The 14252-nt window shown below is 68.3% G+C and carries 13 protein-coding genes and 1 pseudogene; all 14 read right to left on the reverse strand.

Annotation, left to right across the window (positions count from 1 at the left end):
* A pseudogene (locus tag D0Z67_RS29025) lies at positions 1–619 on the reverse strand (hypothetical protein); the annotation flags it as partial.
* Complete coding sequence (locus D0Z67_RS29030; protein ID WP_031183022.1) at positions 619–1731, reverse strand: hypothetical protein; 1113 nt, start codon at positions 1729–1731, stop codon at positions 619–621. The pseudogene D0Z67_RS29025 and the gene D0Z67_RS29030, both read right to left, overlap by 1 nt.
* Entirely contained in the window at positions 1728–2663 is a 936-nt protein-coding gene (locus D0Z67_RS29035) for a hypothetical protein (RefSeq protein ID WP_031183023.1), read from the reverse strand. The genes D0Z67_RS29030 and D0Z67_RS29035 overlap by 4 nt, the downstream gene beginning before the upstream one ends.
* A gap of 12 nt (positions 2664–2675) precedes the next feature.
* Positions 2676–3575, reverse strand: coding sequence for a phage distal tail protein (locus D0Z67_RS29040; RefSeq protein WP_031183024.1), 900 nt, complete (start codon positions 3573–3575; stop codon positions 2676–2678).
* Entirely contained in the window at positions 3565–8826 is a 5262-nt protein-coding gene (locus D0Z67_RS29045; protein WP_031183025.1) for a phage tail tape measure protein, read from the reverse strand. The genes D0Z67_RS29040 and D0Z67_RS29045 overlap by 11 nt, the downstream gene beginning before the upstream one ends.
* Before the next feature lie 401 nt (positions 8827–9227).
* Positions 9228–9782 (reverse strand): hypothetical protein, encoded by a 555-nt coding sequence (locus D0Z67_RS30465; RefSeq protein WP_031183026.1) that lies wholly within the window; start codon positions 9780–9782, stop codon positions 9228–9230.
* Positions 9783–9887: 105 nt separating this feature from the next.
* Positions 9888–10694 carry a phage tail tube protein gene (locus D0Z67_RS29060; RefSeq protein WP_031183027.1) on the reverse strand — a complete coding sequence of 269 codons (807 nt, stop codon included), beginning with the start codon at positions 10692–10694 and terminating at the stop codon, positions 9888–9890.
* 134 nt (positions 10695–10828) lie between these two features.
* Positions 10829–11278: a hypothetical protein gene (locus D0Z67_RS29065; RefSeq protein WP_031183028.1), complete on the reverse strand. Its 450-nt coding sequence runs from the start codon at positions 11276–11278 to the stop codon at positions 10829–10831.
* A complete protein-coding gene (locus D0Z67_RS29070) occupies positions 11275–11661 on the reverse strand; it encodes an HK97 gp10 family phage protein (protein WP_031183029.1) in 387 nt (128 codons plus the stop codon). Before D0Z67_RS29070 ends, D0Z67_RS29065 begins: the two co-directional genes overlap by 4 nt.
* Complete coding sequence (locus D0Z67_RS29075; protein ID WP_131589738.1) at positions 11658–12110, reverse strand: DUF6093 family protein; 453 nt, start codon at positions 12108–12110, stop codon at positions 11658–11660. Before D0Z67_RS29075 ends, D0Z67_RS29070 begins: the two co-directional genes overlap by 4 nt.
* On the reverse strand, positions 12110–12496 hold the full coding sequence (locus D0Z67_RS29080; RefSeq protein ID WP_031183031.1) for a hypothetical protein: 387 nt from the start codon (positions 12494–12496) through the stop codon (positions 12110–12112). The genes D0Z67_RS29075 and D0Z67_RS29080 overlap by 1 nt, the downstream gene beginning before the upstream one ends.
* Positions 12493–13029: a hypothetical protein gene (locus tag D0Z67_RS29085; RefSeq protein WP_131589739.1), complete on the reverse strand. Its 537-nt coding sequence runs from the start codon at positions 13027–13029 to the stop codon at positions 12493–12495. Before D0Z67_RS29085 ends, D0Z67_RS29080 begins: the two co-directional genes overlap by 4 nt.
* The gene (locus D0Z67_RS29090; protein ID WP_051888012.1) at positions 13026–13874 is read right to left on the reverse strand and encodes a hypothetical protein; all 849 of its coding nucleotides are present in this window, start codon (positions 13872–13874) and stop codon (positions 13026–13028) included. Before D0Z67_RS29090 ends, D0Z67_RS29085 begins: the two co-directional genes overlap by 4 nt.
* Positions 13871–14200, reverse strand: a complete 330-nt coding sequence (locus D0Z67_RS29095) for a hypothetical protein (protein WP_031183033.1) — start codon at positions 14198–14200, stop codon at positions 13871–13873. The genes D0Z67_RS29090 and D0Z67_RS29095 overlap by 4 nt, the downstream gene beginning before the upstream one ends.
* Positions 14201–14252: the final 52 nt, after the last annotated feature.

Raw genomic sequence — 14252 nt, forward strand, 5'->3', positions numbered from 1 at the left:
TCGCATCGACTGAGCCAGCTTGGATCTTCGGTGTTGTTACGGCGTTGGCGTAGAGCTTCGGGGTCGTGACAGCGCCGTCGGAGATCATCGTGTTGATGATTTCTCCGATTCCGATGTCTCCAGCTACGGGGCGAGGCGAGTACGGGCCCACCGGGGTGGTGGCGGTGGATGCTGTACCTGAGGTGTTGCGTGCCAGCAGGCATACGTAGGAGGCGCCCGTGACAGGGATGTAGCAGATGCCGCCCTGCGGGGTTTCGATTGTGGCCCGCAGCGTTGCCGTGGTGGGGGTGAACCCCGCGGTTGGGGAGACGTGGACTTCGACTCGTGACCAGTCCATGGGCGCTATGGAGCCGTCGGCGGAGGTGCCGTCCCAGCCAACTGCCAGCCCGCCCAGCCCGGACGACACTGTGGGTGTGGAGGGTGTGGGAGGCGGGCCACCGTTGACGATGTTTACGGCGGTCGTGCCGTCCCCTTGGACGCCTACGATGGCGCGGAGGCTGCCGTTGCCGTCGTTGACCTGGATCGCCGTGTTCTCGATCGAGGCGTGGGAGAGGCGGGAGGCCCGTTCCAGGCGGTCCAGGCGCTGGCTGTGCAGGTTGAGTTCGCGGCCGAGGTCCATCAGACACCTCCGTACTGGTAGGAGTCGGCGGGCTTCAGGCTGAGCACGGTCTGGGGGCCGCCCTGGGCTTGCGGTTTCCGGGTCCAGCCTGTGATCCGGCACCAGCCCGCATAGGAGGTCCACGGGTTGTTGACCCGGACCATCACGTCGTCACCGACCTGGTAGGAACCGAACGGCGCGGACGGGGTGTCGCGGACGGTGATCTGGTCGACGCTGCCGCGGACCGTGGTCTGCCGCCACGTCCGCTCCCGGTCCGCGCGGGCCCGGAGGATGTCGATGCCGTTGACGTCGGGGAGGTCGAGAACGTACTCCATGCGGAGCCGGCCGTTGCGGACGGCGGAGGTCTGCCGGAGCCGGGAGCGTCCCTCGCCCGCGCCTGCAGCGACGACGACCTGGGCGTAGTCGTCTCCGGTGAGGGCGTCTTCGGGTTCGTCGATGATGTTGACGCCGCTGGCGAAGGAAAGGTCGGTGCGGCGTGCGCCGAGGCGGGGCCAGCCCAGCCGGATGCGTTTCACCACTCCGGTCTTGGCGGTGTTCCAGGCGGTGCTGCACGTGTAGTCGGGGGTGGAGTCCCCGGAGACGAGGTCGTCGATCTGGTCACCCAGGCAGGGCGTCTCCCACCAGTTGGACTGGTAGGGATCAGCGGGGGTGCCGATGGTGGATGTGGATGTGGTGGCGTCCACGGTGACCCCGAGGTCGCCGTCTGCGGCGCTTTGGGCGTAGGCCCAGATGTTCCGGATGACCTGGCATCGGTCGGCGTAGGTGTAGGGGCCGCGGCCGCCGTGTTCATCGTCCAGGTCGTAGCGGTGCTGCAGGTACGACGACCAGGACGCGGCTTCGATGGCGTAGTCGGAGCCGCTGGCCCGGATGTCCCAGACGATGCCACCCCACTGCAGCTGACCAGCGGATTCCACGAACAGGAACGTGTTGCCGGGGTCGACCACGTTGGGGTTAGACGAGTACAGGCGGGGTGAGAGACGCCCGGTGAAGGAACCAGGGCCGCAGAGTTCGTCGCCGTATTCGGGTTCGATGACGGGCAGGGCGGTGGCCAGCCAGGCTCCGGTGACGATGTTCTGGGTGAGAATCCGGTCCGGGATGTGGGGGCCGGTCATCGGGGGGCCTCCTCGAACTCGACGTCGGCTATCAGCGTGGTGACGCTGGTGACGTTGATGCGGCCCGCGTTGCCGGTGCCGCCGTTTGCCTGGGCGCGCAGGAGTTGCGTGGTCGCGCGGTAGGCGGCGGGCACGGTGAGGGTGTCGGCGCAGATCGCGGGGATCTTCCGGACGACGTTGCCCTGGTTGTCGTCGAGGCCGGTGGCTTGGAGGGTGAGGGAGGCGCCGAAGGTGGCGCGGAGGTTTCCGACGTAGTCGTTGACGCTGTAGCGCAGCGGGGACACGTCGACGCGGAGGCGGACGGTGGTGGCCCAGTCGGGGATGGCGATGTTCCAGCCGGCGGCGGTGGAGAAGTAGCTGTAGCTGGTGGAGGAGCCGATGAGGGAGCTGTCGGCGGTGGGTGACTGGGTGTAGAGGCGTCGGTCTCGGCGGGGGTTGGCGACCTTGCGCAGGTCGGTGATCATGGCGTTGGTGATGGTGCCGCTGTTCGCGGGGATGTCGATCCGGGCGAGGGGGATGCCGGTGCGGCCGTCGGGGATGCTGGTGGCGCTGGAGGAGACGCCGGAGATGATCTGCGGGAAGACGATGTCGTCGGTCTGCGGGTTGCGGCTGTACCCGTACTCGGGGTCCTCCACCCGGACGATGAGCATGTCGGAACGGGCGCTAGCCCCCGTCGCGGCGATGGGGACGTCGACGGCGCCGATGTTGCAGAACGCGTAGGTCCCTTGGAACACGTTGTCGCGGCCGCGGATGACACCGGAACCGTCCGCGAGGAGTACACCGCCGCCGGGCGTGGTGCGCTGGGTGACCTTAAGGTCGTCGCCTTGGGTGATGCCCTCGGCTCCGCGGGCGAGGTCGCGCACCAGCATGCGGAACTGCTGCGCCGAGTGGGTGGCCCCGTTGGTGAGGATGGGCCGGGGAAAGAAGCTCACGATGGGCCTTCCTCAGAGGGCGGTGTAGGCGTCGCGCCAGGTCAGGCGCATGCGGGCGGTGTTGGTGTTGTCGAATGCGGTCCACCGCATCTCGGACTGGCCGGGCGGCAGGGAGAACAGGTCGATCCGGGAGGCTGGCGAAAGGTAGGTGGAGGCGTTGCCGCCGTTGTCCCAGGTGACGGTGCGGGCGCCGGGCCGGGTGTCGACTTCGATCCACCGGCCGGCCGCCAGGTTCAGGGTGGGCATAGCGAGCGTGCGTCCGGAGTCGGCGTGGATGACGGTGACGTTCGCGCACGGCCCGCTGATCCGGATCACCGGCCAGGCGGGTGCCGTGCCCGCGTTCGTCACCCAGCCCGGCCGGTCTGCGGCGACTGTGCCGTCCTGCACGAAGATCGGCGCGGCGATGGGGGCGGCGAACCCTCCGCCGGTCAGCCAGCCCAGCGGGATCTCCGTCGTGCTGTCGGTGTCGGCGTAGAAGGTGGGGTCGTGAGCCAGGAACTCCATGTCCAGCGGCACATAGCCGTGGACGACCTGCTTGTACTCCGGGTCGAGCTTCCGGGCCCGCACGGTCAGCGACTTCACCGGCCGACCGGGTCGCTTGATCCGCAGCGTCATGCCCTGCCCGCCGACCAGCCGGACCGCGGTGCCGTCGGTGGCCGCTTGGAGGGCGGCGACCACGTCATGGCAGGCGGCCGGATCACCGGGGACCCGGATCGCGGCATCGAACTGGATCTGCCTGCCAGCCCAGTAGTCGGGGCCGGCGAACTGGCCGTCTGCGGAGGGCTGGTCGACGTCGTTGTCCCGGACCGGGGGCCGTCCCAGGCCGGTGGTCTCGATGACCTGCACAGGCGTGCCGGCGCCGATGATGACACCGCCGATGTCGTACTGCCAGTCGTTCAGGCTAAGCGGCACGGGCGGCCACCCCTCCCCTGCGGGCACGGCGGTAGCTACGGCCGACCTGCGATCCGATGTCCGATGCCGTGGCTCCGGTGCGTACGGCGGTCACCGGCACATTGATGGTGTCGCCGGAGCGGACGATGACGACCTGTCGTCCCCCGGATGCGTCGGTCAGACCGACTCCGAACCTGCGAGCCACGTCCTGGAGCACGGGCATGGCCTGGCTGCGTTTTCCGGCCCCGAGCGGCAGGTATGCCTCGCCGCCTGTGCTGGGCTCGGCGAAACGGATGATGCTGCCCTGCGCGGCGTACATGCCGGCCCGGATACCACCGTCCGCGTACGACAGGTGTGCGTTCGCCCTGCCCAGGTCCGCGAGGAACTTGACGGCCCGCGTCCCGAGGGACTTGCTGATCTGACCCTTCGCTTTGTTGGCGACGCTGATGATCTCGTCCTCGCCCAGGCTGGTGGCGGCCGCGACCTGATGGATGCCCGTGGTCGGGTTCTTGATCGCGGCGATGATGCTGACCAGCTCGGACACCTCATCCGCGGTGAGTGCGGTGTTCGCCGTCTTCGCTGCCTTGTTGGCCTGCCCGGCCTTCTTCGGGTCCTTCACCGCGGCGTCCGCGAGTTGCTGCGCCGCCTCGTCGTTCTGCGCGGCCAGCTGCTGCGCCAGGTCGCCGTAGCCCTCGGCTGCGAGCTTGGCCAGGTTGTCGGAGAACTTCTTGTTCAGGGTGTTGGCGCTGCCGAGCTGCCGTGTGTAGTCGGTCAGGCTGGCCTTGGCGGTCTTCTGCAGGTCCCTGAGGGCCTTGGACATGTCGTTGATGTACTTGGTGGAGCCGGTGGCCATCTTGTGGGCGATCTTCATGCCGTCCTCGCCCATCGCGGCGAGTGCCTCGGCCACATCCCCGCCGGCCCGGTCGGCGACCTTCTCGAGATCCTTGTTCCACGCGGTGGTGGCCTTCGCCGCAGACTTGATCTTTTTCTCGACGGCGCCGACATCGAAGTAGTCGACTTCCTTCGTGGTGGTCTTGCCGTGCTTCCCCTTGACCTTGACCTTCTTGGTCTTGTGCCCGGCCTGACCGGCGTCGGAAGCGGAGTAAAGGGAGCCGGTGGTGGGGTCATACCGCCAGTCGGTGACGTTGCCGTCGGCGTTCCATTGGACGGTGCGCGGGTCACCGCCCAGACGACGAATGGTCTCTTCGGCGATGGCGCGGGAGCGGCGCCGCTTGGACAGAGCGAGAGGGATGTACGCCTCGCCGCCGGTCTCGTCTTCCGCCCAGATCCGCCAGGCGCCGGCGGGAGCGATTTCGGCGAGGTGGTTCTCGGTGCCGTTGGCGAAGTGCTGGCGGTGTGCCGGGCGCCCGGTGAGTCCGCCGTCGGCGAAGTTGACGATGCCGCCGTTGGCTTTGGTGATGTCGTGGACGCTTCGGTAGGTCTTGCTGTTGGTGATGATGGTGTTGGTGATGGTGGTGCTGGCAGTGCGTCCGTTGAGGCTGGCGAGCGCGCGGGCGACGGAGTTGATGCTGCCCAGGGCCTGTCCGTTGGCTGTGTAGACCGCGGTGTGTCCGTCGGGGAGCTGCTTGGTCTTCAGGCCCACGGCATTCAGCGCTGCTATGGCCGCGCTGTTCAGTGTGCTGACCTTCACGGATTTGGCGCTGGGGGTCTTCTTGATCTGTGCCTGGACTTCATTGAGTCCGGCTACCGCCTGGACCTTGTGGACGTCCACCCGGACGTCCTTGCCAGGCGGAACCTTGGCCATCTCGCTGATGAGAAGGTCGAGCTGAGACCGGGCCGCCTTCGTCGGAGCGGTGATCTTGTACTCGCGGGTGCCGGGAATCAGCTTGATCTTGTAGCCGAGATCCTCAAGTTCCCTCTTTGCCTCCTCGCCCAGGGCATCGACCCGAATGGTCTTCGCCGTCGGCATCTTCTGGAACTCGGCCTGCACCGCGAGGAGCTCGGCGAGCGTGGAGTCGACGCCCTTGGTCTCGAGCAGGATCGACACCTGGCCGGGGATCAGGCCGAGGGAGTCGGCTACCTTCCCCGCCTGGTCGGCGCTCAGCCCGTAGCCCTGAGCGAGCTTCACCGCCGAGTCCCGCGCTGTCTGCATCTCCTTCTGGGCGGCCGCCAGGGACTGCGGGAGGCTCTTGCCCTGCGACTGCGCGAAGTCGTAGGCGGCTATCGACGCGTTCGACGCGCCGTCGGCGATCGTGTTGAACGTGGAGAACAGGGCCTGCCCGTTCTTCGTCGTGGTGTCCAGCGTGCCGTTCGCGTTGACAAGGGCCTTCCCGAAGCCGTCCGCCTTGTTGATGCCGGACTGCATGGCCTCGTTGGCCTGGGTGATGGCCTCGTTCACGCGGGCCTGAGCGGCCTGCAGCGACACGGAACCACCAGAGAGCAAGTCAAGGGCGTCTCGCAGGGCACGCGTCCGCTGGTCGGCGTCCCCTGTCTTGTCCGCGAGCGCGGCCACGGCGTCCTTGAGCCGGCCGTAGGCCGTCTCGCCGCCCTGCGCGCCCTTCACTGCCTCGTTGTACGACTTGGCGTCCGCCGCAGCCTTACTGAAGTCCCCTGAGAGACCTCCCAGGCCCTGGCTCAGGGCTTGGGCCGCCTTACCGATCCGGTCCGGGGCTTTGACCGCCGCACCAGATTCCAGGTCGGTCGTCCACTTGGTGTGCTCCTTGACGACCCCCGACAGTTCCCGCTGGAGCGCACTGAGGGAGGTTCCCTGCCCGGTGTAGGCGTCGACGAGCTGACTGAACGGCACCTTCGCTTCGCGGGCCAGGTCGACGAGGCGCTTCTGGTCGCCGTACCAGCTCTTGGCCTTCTGCGACATCAGGGTTTGCGCCGCTACGGCTCGCACGTTGTCGTCCACCGCGCCGTTGGACTGGCGTAGTGCCTCAGAGAGGGCGCTGACCTGCTGCCGGTGCTCTGCGGCGGCCGCGGCGGCGGCCTGCTGCCGGGACGCCAGGTAGCCCAGCCCGACCGTGGCCGCGGTGATGGCCAGCCCGACCGGGCCTCCCAGGGCCCCCATGAGGCCGGAGCCGATGGCGCGGGTTGCGGTCATCGACGCCGCGCCCACCCCGCGCAGTGTGCCGGCGAATCCGGCGCCCTGAGCGGAGGCAGTACGGAACGCTGCACCCATCTGCCCGAAGATCGGGACACGGGCCTGGAGCGTGGCCATGGCTGCCCCGTACCGGGACAGTGACATGCCCGCAGCGCCGGCGAGGGAGCGCTGGACGGCCATCTGCTGGTTCAGGGACTGGAACGCCCCCCGGACCCGGCCGTTCACCGTGTTCGCCAGGCCGACCATCGGCCCTTGGATGCGGCGCACCAGCAGCGCGGCGAGGACGAACTGCTGCACCGGGCCCGGCAGACTCCCGAACGCCGACACCAGACCGCCCACGACCTGCCCGATAGGGATCAGCACCCCGGACAGGTCCTCCGCCGCCGTGGCCGCGAGATCCAGGGCGGCCACCACGATGTCCAGAGACGAGGACACCGCATCGGACTCCCCCGCCACACCGCTGAACGCCCCCAGCACTGGCTGGACGCCGGCCGCCAGGTTCTCCAGGACGTGCACGGCCGCGCCGCCTACGTTCACCAGGACGTGCAGGAAGTCCGCCAGGGCCTCCTCTCCGAGGTCCTTCAGCGGGCCGGCCAGGTTGCTTGCGGCGTCCGCGATGCCGGCGAACTCCCGGCTTGCGGCCGCCGACACCTCGGGGCCGAAGAGGGTGGCCAGGTCGTTGAAGTAGTTGAAGAAGTGCTCGATCTTCGGCGTCGCCTCCGACAGGCCAGCCGTGACACCGCGCGTCAGGAACTCAAGGCCCGGCGCCATCCCCTGATAGATCGTGAGACCGGTCTGCTTCGCCTGTGTCCCGAGCTGGAGCATCGCACCGGCGAGGCCCTTGCCCTTGGCGGCGGCGATGTCAGTAGCGGCGCCGACCTGGTGCGCGGCCTGCAACATGTTGTCGTACGACTCGACGCCCTGGTGGGCGAGCGCGATAGCACCCGACATGGCCGGCTTGCCCATGGACTTCTTCACGGCGGCGGCAAAGTCCTGCTGGGTCATGTGGTGCTGGGCCTTGGACAGGCCGTCGATGACGTTCCGCAAGCCCTTGAAGTTGCCTTGGGCGTCCCACGCTTCGATGCCCATGGCCTTCAGGCCCTCGATCATCTGCGGGGTGGGGGCGGCGAGGTTGGCCATCATGCCGCGCAGGGTGGTGCCGGCCGTCTGGCCGAGGATGCCCGCCTTACCGAGCATGCCGACTGCGGCGGCGGTCTCCTGCATGGACAAACCGAGCCCGTGCGCGACCGGACCCGCATATTTCATGGCGTAATAAATGTCGATGATCTCACCAGATGCGGCGTTGGCGGTGGCGGCGAGGGTGTCGGCGGCTTTGGCGGACTGGTCGGCGCCCATACCGAACTGGTCCATCATGTCGCCCAAGTACTTCGCGGAGTCGGCTGCATTGACCTGGGCTGCCGAGGCGAGGATCACCGAGGAGCGGGTGGCGCTGATGGCCTGGTCGGTGCGGAAACCGGCCTTGGCGAGCTCCACCATGCCCTCGGCGGCGTCCGCTGCCGTGGCACCCGGCAGCTTCAGGTCGTTGCCGAGCTGGTTGGCGGTGGCGGACGCTCGCTTCATCTGCATCTGCGTGGCACCGGTGGTGGCACCGAACGCATTCATGGCCTGCTGGTACTGGCCGCCCTCCTCAATCACCTCGTGCACACCGAGGGCCAGGCCGAGGGTGGCACCTACTCCGGCGAGGGACTTCAGCGCGCTGTGGGCCCGGCTGGCTTCATCCCGGTAGCGCCGCAAGCTGCCGGACCCTCTGAGGCCCATGCGAGCCATTCGGGAGTCCGCACGCTGCGCGGCAGTAGCGAGCCGGGCCAGGTCACGGACAGCGGTGTCGATCTGCCCGGACATGCGAGCCAACTGCCGGCCGGTAGTGCGCGAGTTTTCACCGAGGGAGGTGACATGCCGGTGCGCGCTCTGCGCGGCATCGCCGTACCGGTTGAGGCGGCGGGTGGCGGTCTGCGCGTTGTCACCGAGGGAGTTCAGGCGGCGGGCAGCGGTACGTGCCTCGGTGCCCAGAGTCTTGATGTGCTTGCCGGCTGCCTCGGCGGCAAGACCAAGTTCCTTGACCTCGGTCTTGGCTGTCTTCGCTGCCGTCCCCAGGGACCGGGCGCGCTTCGCGGAGGACTTCAGGGCTTGGGACAGGTCGTTCCCGTTGCCCTTCAGATCGACACTGAGGTTCCAGTTCGCCACCTGAGTCCTGCCTCCCTTCCCTGGTTGTGGCCGCTACCGGCTGCTGGTGAGTTCTGCGAGGGCCTGCTGCGCCGCGTGTACGGAGGCGGGCAGCAGAAGGACTTTCATCCCGGCGCCGGCTTTCCCGTCCGGGATCTCTCCCTGCTTGGCTGCGATCTCCTCGCAGCCGAAGCACTTGTGGGAGACGGCGATGTACGCCTCCTGGTATTCGCCGGCCTCGTCGGTCCAGTCCGAGTCGCGGGTTCCGCACTGGGGACAGGTGCCGCGAAGGTGGTTTTCGTAGGCGAGGGCCTTTTCCCGGTCGAGGGCCGTCCAGGTGCCGTCACCGCCACGGAAGGCGCTGTGCGGGATCTGGTACTGCCGGCACAGGGCGAGCTCGTCACGGAGGCGGGCATCCTGGGTCAGCCTTTTCCCAGGTCGGTCCGGGTGGTGTTCTGCACGCCGTATGCGGCGTTGAACATGGCGTCGGCTTCGGCGAGGGACCAGGAGTTGAGGAGTTCCTGCGCTTCGGTCTCGGTCATGCCGTCGACGCAGGCGGCGGCGATGAGTGCGGCGGGGAAGGAGTCGGCCCATCGCTTGCCGTCCTCGGTGTCGGTTTCCGACGGGGCGTGCTGCTCGTAGAGCGCTTCGAGGGCTTGGCGGGGCAGGGCGCGGAACCGGATCGGGATGGACACCTCGTCGTACGCCTGCTTGGCGTCGTCGCGGGCCTCGGTGGCGCGCGTGAGGTCGCTGGCCGCTTCGGTGTCCTTGGGGTTGGCCTTGGCGTACTGGGCGGCGAGGTCGTAGTCCCTCTGGGCGCGCAGGTAGCGGTCTCGGACGCTCTGGTCGTCGCAGACCACGAACACGGTCTCGGCGAGCGCCCGGCTACGCAGGCGGTCCATCTTGGCGGCCCAGTGCGCGTCGGCGGCGACTGCGGCGGCGGGCGGCTGGGGCTTGGTGCGGGTGGTGCTGGTCATGGGGTTGGTCCTCCGTCAGGGGAAGGGAGACCCGGCCGGACGCCCGCAGGCGCCCCTTCCCGAACGCCAGGGGTGTCCGGCCGGGAGCTGAGAGGGTGCGGGGGGTCAGCCGCCGGGTGTGGTGGTGGCGACCGTGATGGCGGGGCTGGTGCCGCCGGTGAAGCTGCCGGCGGCGGTCATCTGCGGCACGTCGGTGCCGTCGTAGGCGCCGCCGCTGAAGGTGACCGTGACGGGGCTGCCGGGCAGCGGCCCGCCGGTGCACGTGATGTCGCCGGGTGCGATGTTCGACAGCGCCTCGAGCGCGGACTGCACCGCGGACGAGGTCGCGTTGTAGACGATCGCGCTCGTCGTCTGGCCGTTGAAGGTGAGGGTGAACGTGCCGCCGGTCGGGGTGCCGGTGATGGTGACCGTCTGCACCTCGTCCGTGCCCGACGCCGGGACGGGGGCACCCTGCAGGGGGCGGGAGGTGATGGAGCAGGTCGCCATGAACTTCGCGGCCTCGTTGTCGGCCGTGTACTGCGGCGACTGAGAGGCGACCCGGATCGGGAACACGTCCATCGAGTTGTTGCCGGGGATGTCGCCCTTGCGGAGGATGACGACGTATCCGGTGGTGCCCTTGGCAAAGAGCTGCTCGAGGTCGGCGTCCTCCTCGTCCTCGTAGAAGGTGAAGGAGCTCGAGTCGGCCTTGTCGCTGCCGGGGATGGTGGCGTCGTAGGTGTCCGCCATGTCCGGGGTGTCGATCTCTTGATTGGTGACCGTCCACCCGTCCATCGCGGCGATGAAGGCGGTGAAGTCGGTGCCCGCGCCCAGTTCACTGCGGGTCGGGATCATCGTGGTGGCGGCGATGGTCGGCACGAAGTAGAACTTCGACGTGCCGCGCCTCATGTACTTTTTCGGCTTGGCGAGCAGCATTGGGGCCCCTTGACGTCCGGGGCCTGCTCCGCGTGGTGCGGTCAGCCCCTGTACACGTGATGTGTGGTCGGCCACCTCTTGGTGGCGTCCGCGTGGGGTCCCGCCGCGGTGCGGTCCGTGCAGTGCCTGACAGGTCAGGCCGGGGTCCAGGCGATGCTGAACCGCTGCACATAGCTGATGATCCCATCTGCGGGGTCACTCGTTCCCCCCGGTTCCGTGTCCAGCGTCCGGGCCATGTCCCTGTAGCCGGGCACGGTGAGCGGATACCGCCAGCGACCCGTGACCGAGTCGCGGAGCAGGAACGCTTGCCGGGCTTTGTCCGCCATCCACTCGGCCTGGTCTTCCAGGCCGGCGGAGCTGAGGACGGTGGGGTCGGGCCCGGACACAGAGGTGACCTGGTAGACGGTGAGTGCGTCCTCATTCAGGTCGGCGAAGGGGGCGCCGGACAGGCTGGTGTCGACGCTGTACAGCAGGTAGTAGGGCGCCTGCGCCCCATTGGGTGCGTGCCCTCGCCCGACGGGCAGTCCAGTGGCCTCTGCGAGGAGAGCGGCAACCGCCCGGCTGGCGGCCAGCCTGCTGATCACTGCAACACCTCCATGACCGCGAACTTCATCTGCATCTTCAACGTCTGCTCGATGAACGGCAGCGCCGGCTGCACGTGGGCAAACGGAGGCTGCGCATAGGAGCGGCCCAGGCTGTCCGTGCCGGTGAAGCCGAACTCCAGCCGGCGACCATAGGGAAGTTCGGTACCGATGGTGCACAGTGCACTGTTCACCCATCGGCGGTCCACCGACTTCCACGAGTTCCGGTAGGCGCCCGTGATGACGTTCGGACCGGGCCGGCCGGACGCGTTGCCCCGGATCTTGGCTATGCCCAGGGTTCCGGTGTGTGTGACGCCGCGCTGCACGGCGGGGCCGACTCGTTTGGCGGCTGCCTCGAGGCGTTCGGCGAGTTCGTCGGGGGTCACGGGAGTCTCGATCCGGCGGTCTGGTTCTGGTCCAGGGCGGTGATGCGGATGACTTCGGTGGTGGCGGCGATACCGGGGTCTTGGCACAGCCAGGACCGGCCGATGAGGTCGGCCTGCTGGGGGTTGTGGACCTGTACGACGGTGACGATGGCGTCCTTGGGGGCGATCGGCGCGGTGAGCGGGGTCATGAGCCGGTACCGGGAGTGGGTTTCCTGCGCCCACGGCTGGCCCGCGTTGGGTATGGACGACACCTCGGACTGGGCGATACCGCCCTGCACAGCACCAGGCCCCTCGTAGAGCACGTCGCCGGGCGGGTATTCGAGATGGCCGGTGGTCTCGTTGAGGACCGCGTCCTCGGTGGGCGGGAGCGTAATCCGGACGGTGTCCACGCACAGGTTGGTTTCGATCCATCGCCGGGCGGGGGCGAGGATGTCGTCTAGCCCAGGCATCAGACGCCCCTCCCCTGCGCCCAGTCGGCCAGGGTGGCGAGGATCGCTTCGGTGACGGAGGTCTTGCCGTCGCCGAGGTCCGGCCGGTCGAGGGCGGCTGTTTGGACGGCGGCCGGGTTGATGCTGGCGAGGAACGCGGCGATCTCCTCGCCGATGTCCTGCTGCTGGTCGGCGACCGTGACGCGGGCGAGCCCCTCCCACGTAGCGGCGGCGGGTTCCCGGACGTGGAGGACGAGCATGGGCAGCGCGTTGGCGATGTCGTGCTCTAGCCGATAGCCAACGACCTGGCCGCGCGGGAGGGGGGTGCCGTCGATTCGGACGGTGGCGTCACCGGGCTGGGCGTCGATCCGGACACCGTGCGCAGACGGCTCGGCGGGCTTGGTCACTCGCTCTCACCGCTTCGGTGTGCCAGGTAGGAATCCCATCCTTCCCAAGCAGGGTCGGGCTCAAGTTCGACGATCTGTGGGACGGCTCGCTCAAACCGCACAGCTTCGCAGGTCCGTTCATCGAACGCCCTATTTCCTGCCTCATCGACGTAGAACTGCGTGAAGCAAATGATCTGGTTCCCGATGTGGCCTCCTCGATCCCGCCACTCCAAGCGGATATCTCCTCGTTCAACGAGGCGGGGATCAACTCCGTTGGCTCTCAACCACTTCGCCACGCGGTCCCGTTGTTCTGCCGTCAGGGGGACACCTTTCTGCGTGACCCTCATGGAGCAGTTCACCACCGGATGAGGCACATGCCAGTCTTCCTCCAGCATCTTGTGGGAGACCCTGGTGGAGGAGACTTCGAAGCCACTGCTTCCATCGGCTGCTCCGACCCACGTCTCCACTGATGCCCGAACCACCGACATGCCGTCTGGCACCTCTACTTCGAGTCCGAGAGCGTCTAGTTCAGAGCCGATCCTCTTCTTGCTCATGCTGGGTCTCCTGAGACAAGGCCGCGGCGGCCGTTGAGGTCGGGGCGGGGAATCAGCTCGCGTACACACCCGTGATGGGCCACGGGGTAGGCCGCGCAGTCGTCGATGGATCGGATCGTGCCGTCAGCGTGATCGGTGTCCTGATGTCCAGTCCAGCCGCATTCGTCGCCGTCCCGGACCTGCATCCACTCGGCCTCCAGCTCTAGCCGGGCGGTGTTGATGGCGCCATGGTTGGCGGTGACCGCGCCCTGATAGGTGAGCGCGGACCGTGCCCAGTCCTTCACCGGGTGCCGGGCCTGGTCGCTGTAGACCACGGTGGACAGCGGATGATCAGCAGCAAGTCGGGGGGCGTCGATCCCGGCGTGGTTGCGGCCGAGGGTGACGGTGCGGGTGGCTTCCTGCGCGGCGCGGGCGAACGCCTGCGCCCGGCGTACCGCCTCCTGGATACGGGCCACCAGATCGACGTAGAAGATGCTGGTGAGCCCGGTGAGGGCGGCCTGGTGGTCGGCTGTCCACCGGAACAGGGTGATGTCCCGGTTGGCGCGGCGCAGGGCGCGGAGGGCGCCGTCGCGGTAGGCGGTGGGAAGGTCTTGGGCGGCCCAGCGTTCGGCGACCGCGCGGGTGAGGCGGTCGAACTCGCCGACCTCGTGGTGGAACGCGGTGATGTAGCTGTTGATGCGGGTGGTGGCGCCGAGGCCGGGCCGTATCCGTTCCAGGGTGCGCAGCAGCCTGTCCTGGGCGACGGTGAGCCGGTTCCACTGCCGGGTAAGTTCCAGGACGGCGGCGGTGATGAGTGTGGTGAGTTCGCTGCGGTCGTCGCGGGTCTGCTGGGTGGGGGTGCTCATCGGCGGGGCCGTTCCTGCAGCAGGATGACGCCGATGTGGTCGCGTGTGTCGGACGCGGTGGGGTCGTCGGGTGCGGGGGGTTCCCCGGCCTCGAGGGCGGTGATCTTCCGTTCGAGTGCGGCCAGGTTCGCGGTGAAATTCACGGCGACGACGTTGGTGACAGTGACCCCGGTCGGCTGAGCCAGCATGTCGGCATACCGTTCCCGCAACACCTCAAGGGCTACTGCGCGGGCGGTCCCGAGTCGTAGATACCGGGTGTTCAGGTCGGAAAGGTCGGTGGCCCTGCCGAGCTGGGAGAGCAGCCACGCCTGTACTGCACTGTCCATCAGGTGGCTCCTTCACGGGCGTGTGGGGGTGGGAAGGGGTTGGGGTGTGCGG

Origin of the sequence: Streptomyces seoulensis (genome assembly GCF_004328625.1) — a bacterium.
GTDB lineage: Bacteria > Actinomycetota > Actinomycetes > Streptomycetales > Streptomycetaceae > Streptomyces > Streptomyces seoulensis.

Excerpts from the sequence above, each read along its gene's own strand:
- D0Z67_RS29030 (WP_031183022.1), bottom strand. The coding sequence starts at position 1,731 with ATGACCGGCCCCCACATCCCGGACCGGATTCTCACCCAGAACATCGTC.
- D0Z67_RS30465 (WP_031183026.1), bottom strand. The coding sequence starts at position 9,782 with ATGACCAGCACCACCCGCACCAAGCCCCAGCCGCCCGCCGCCGCAGTC.
- D0Z67_RS29060 (WP_031183027.1), bottom strand. The coding sequence starts at position 10,694 with ATGCTGCTCGCCAAGCCGAAAAAGTACATGAGGCGCGGCACGTCGAAG.
- D0Z67_RS29075 (WP_131589738.1), bottom strand. The coding sequence starts at position 12,110 with ATGCCTGGGCTAGACGACATCCTCGCCCCCGCCCGGCGATGGATCGAA.
- D0Z67_RS29085 (WP_131589739.1), bottom strand. The coding sequence starts at position 13,029 with ATGAGCAAGAAGAGGATCGGCTCTGAACTAGACGCTCTCGGACTCGAA.
- D0Z67_RS29090 (WP_051888012.1), bottom strand. The coding sequence starts at position 13,874 with ATGAGCACCCCCACCCAGCAGACCCGCGACGACCGCAGCGAACTCACC.
- D0Z67_RS29095 (WP_031183033.1), bottom strand. The coding sequence starts at position 14,200 with ATGGACAGTGCAGTACAGGCGTGGCTGCTCTCCCAGCTCGGCAGGGCC.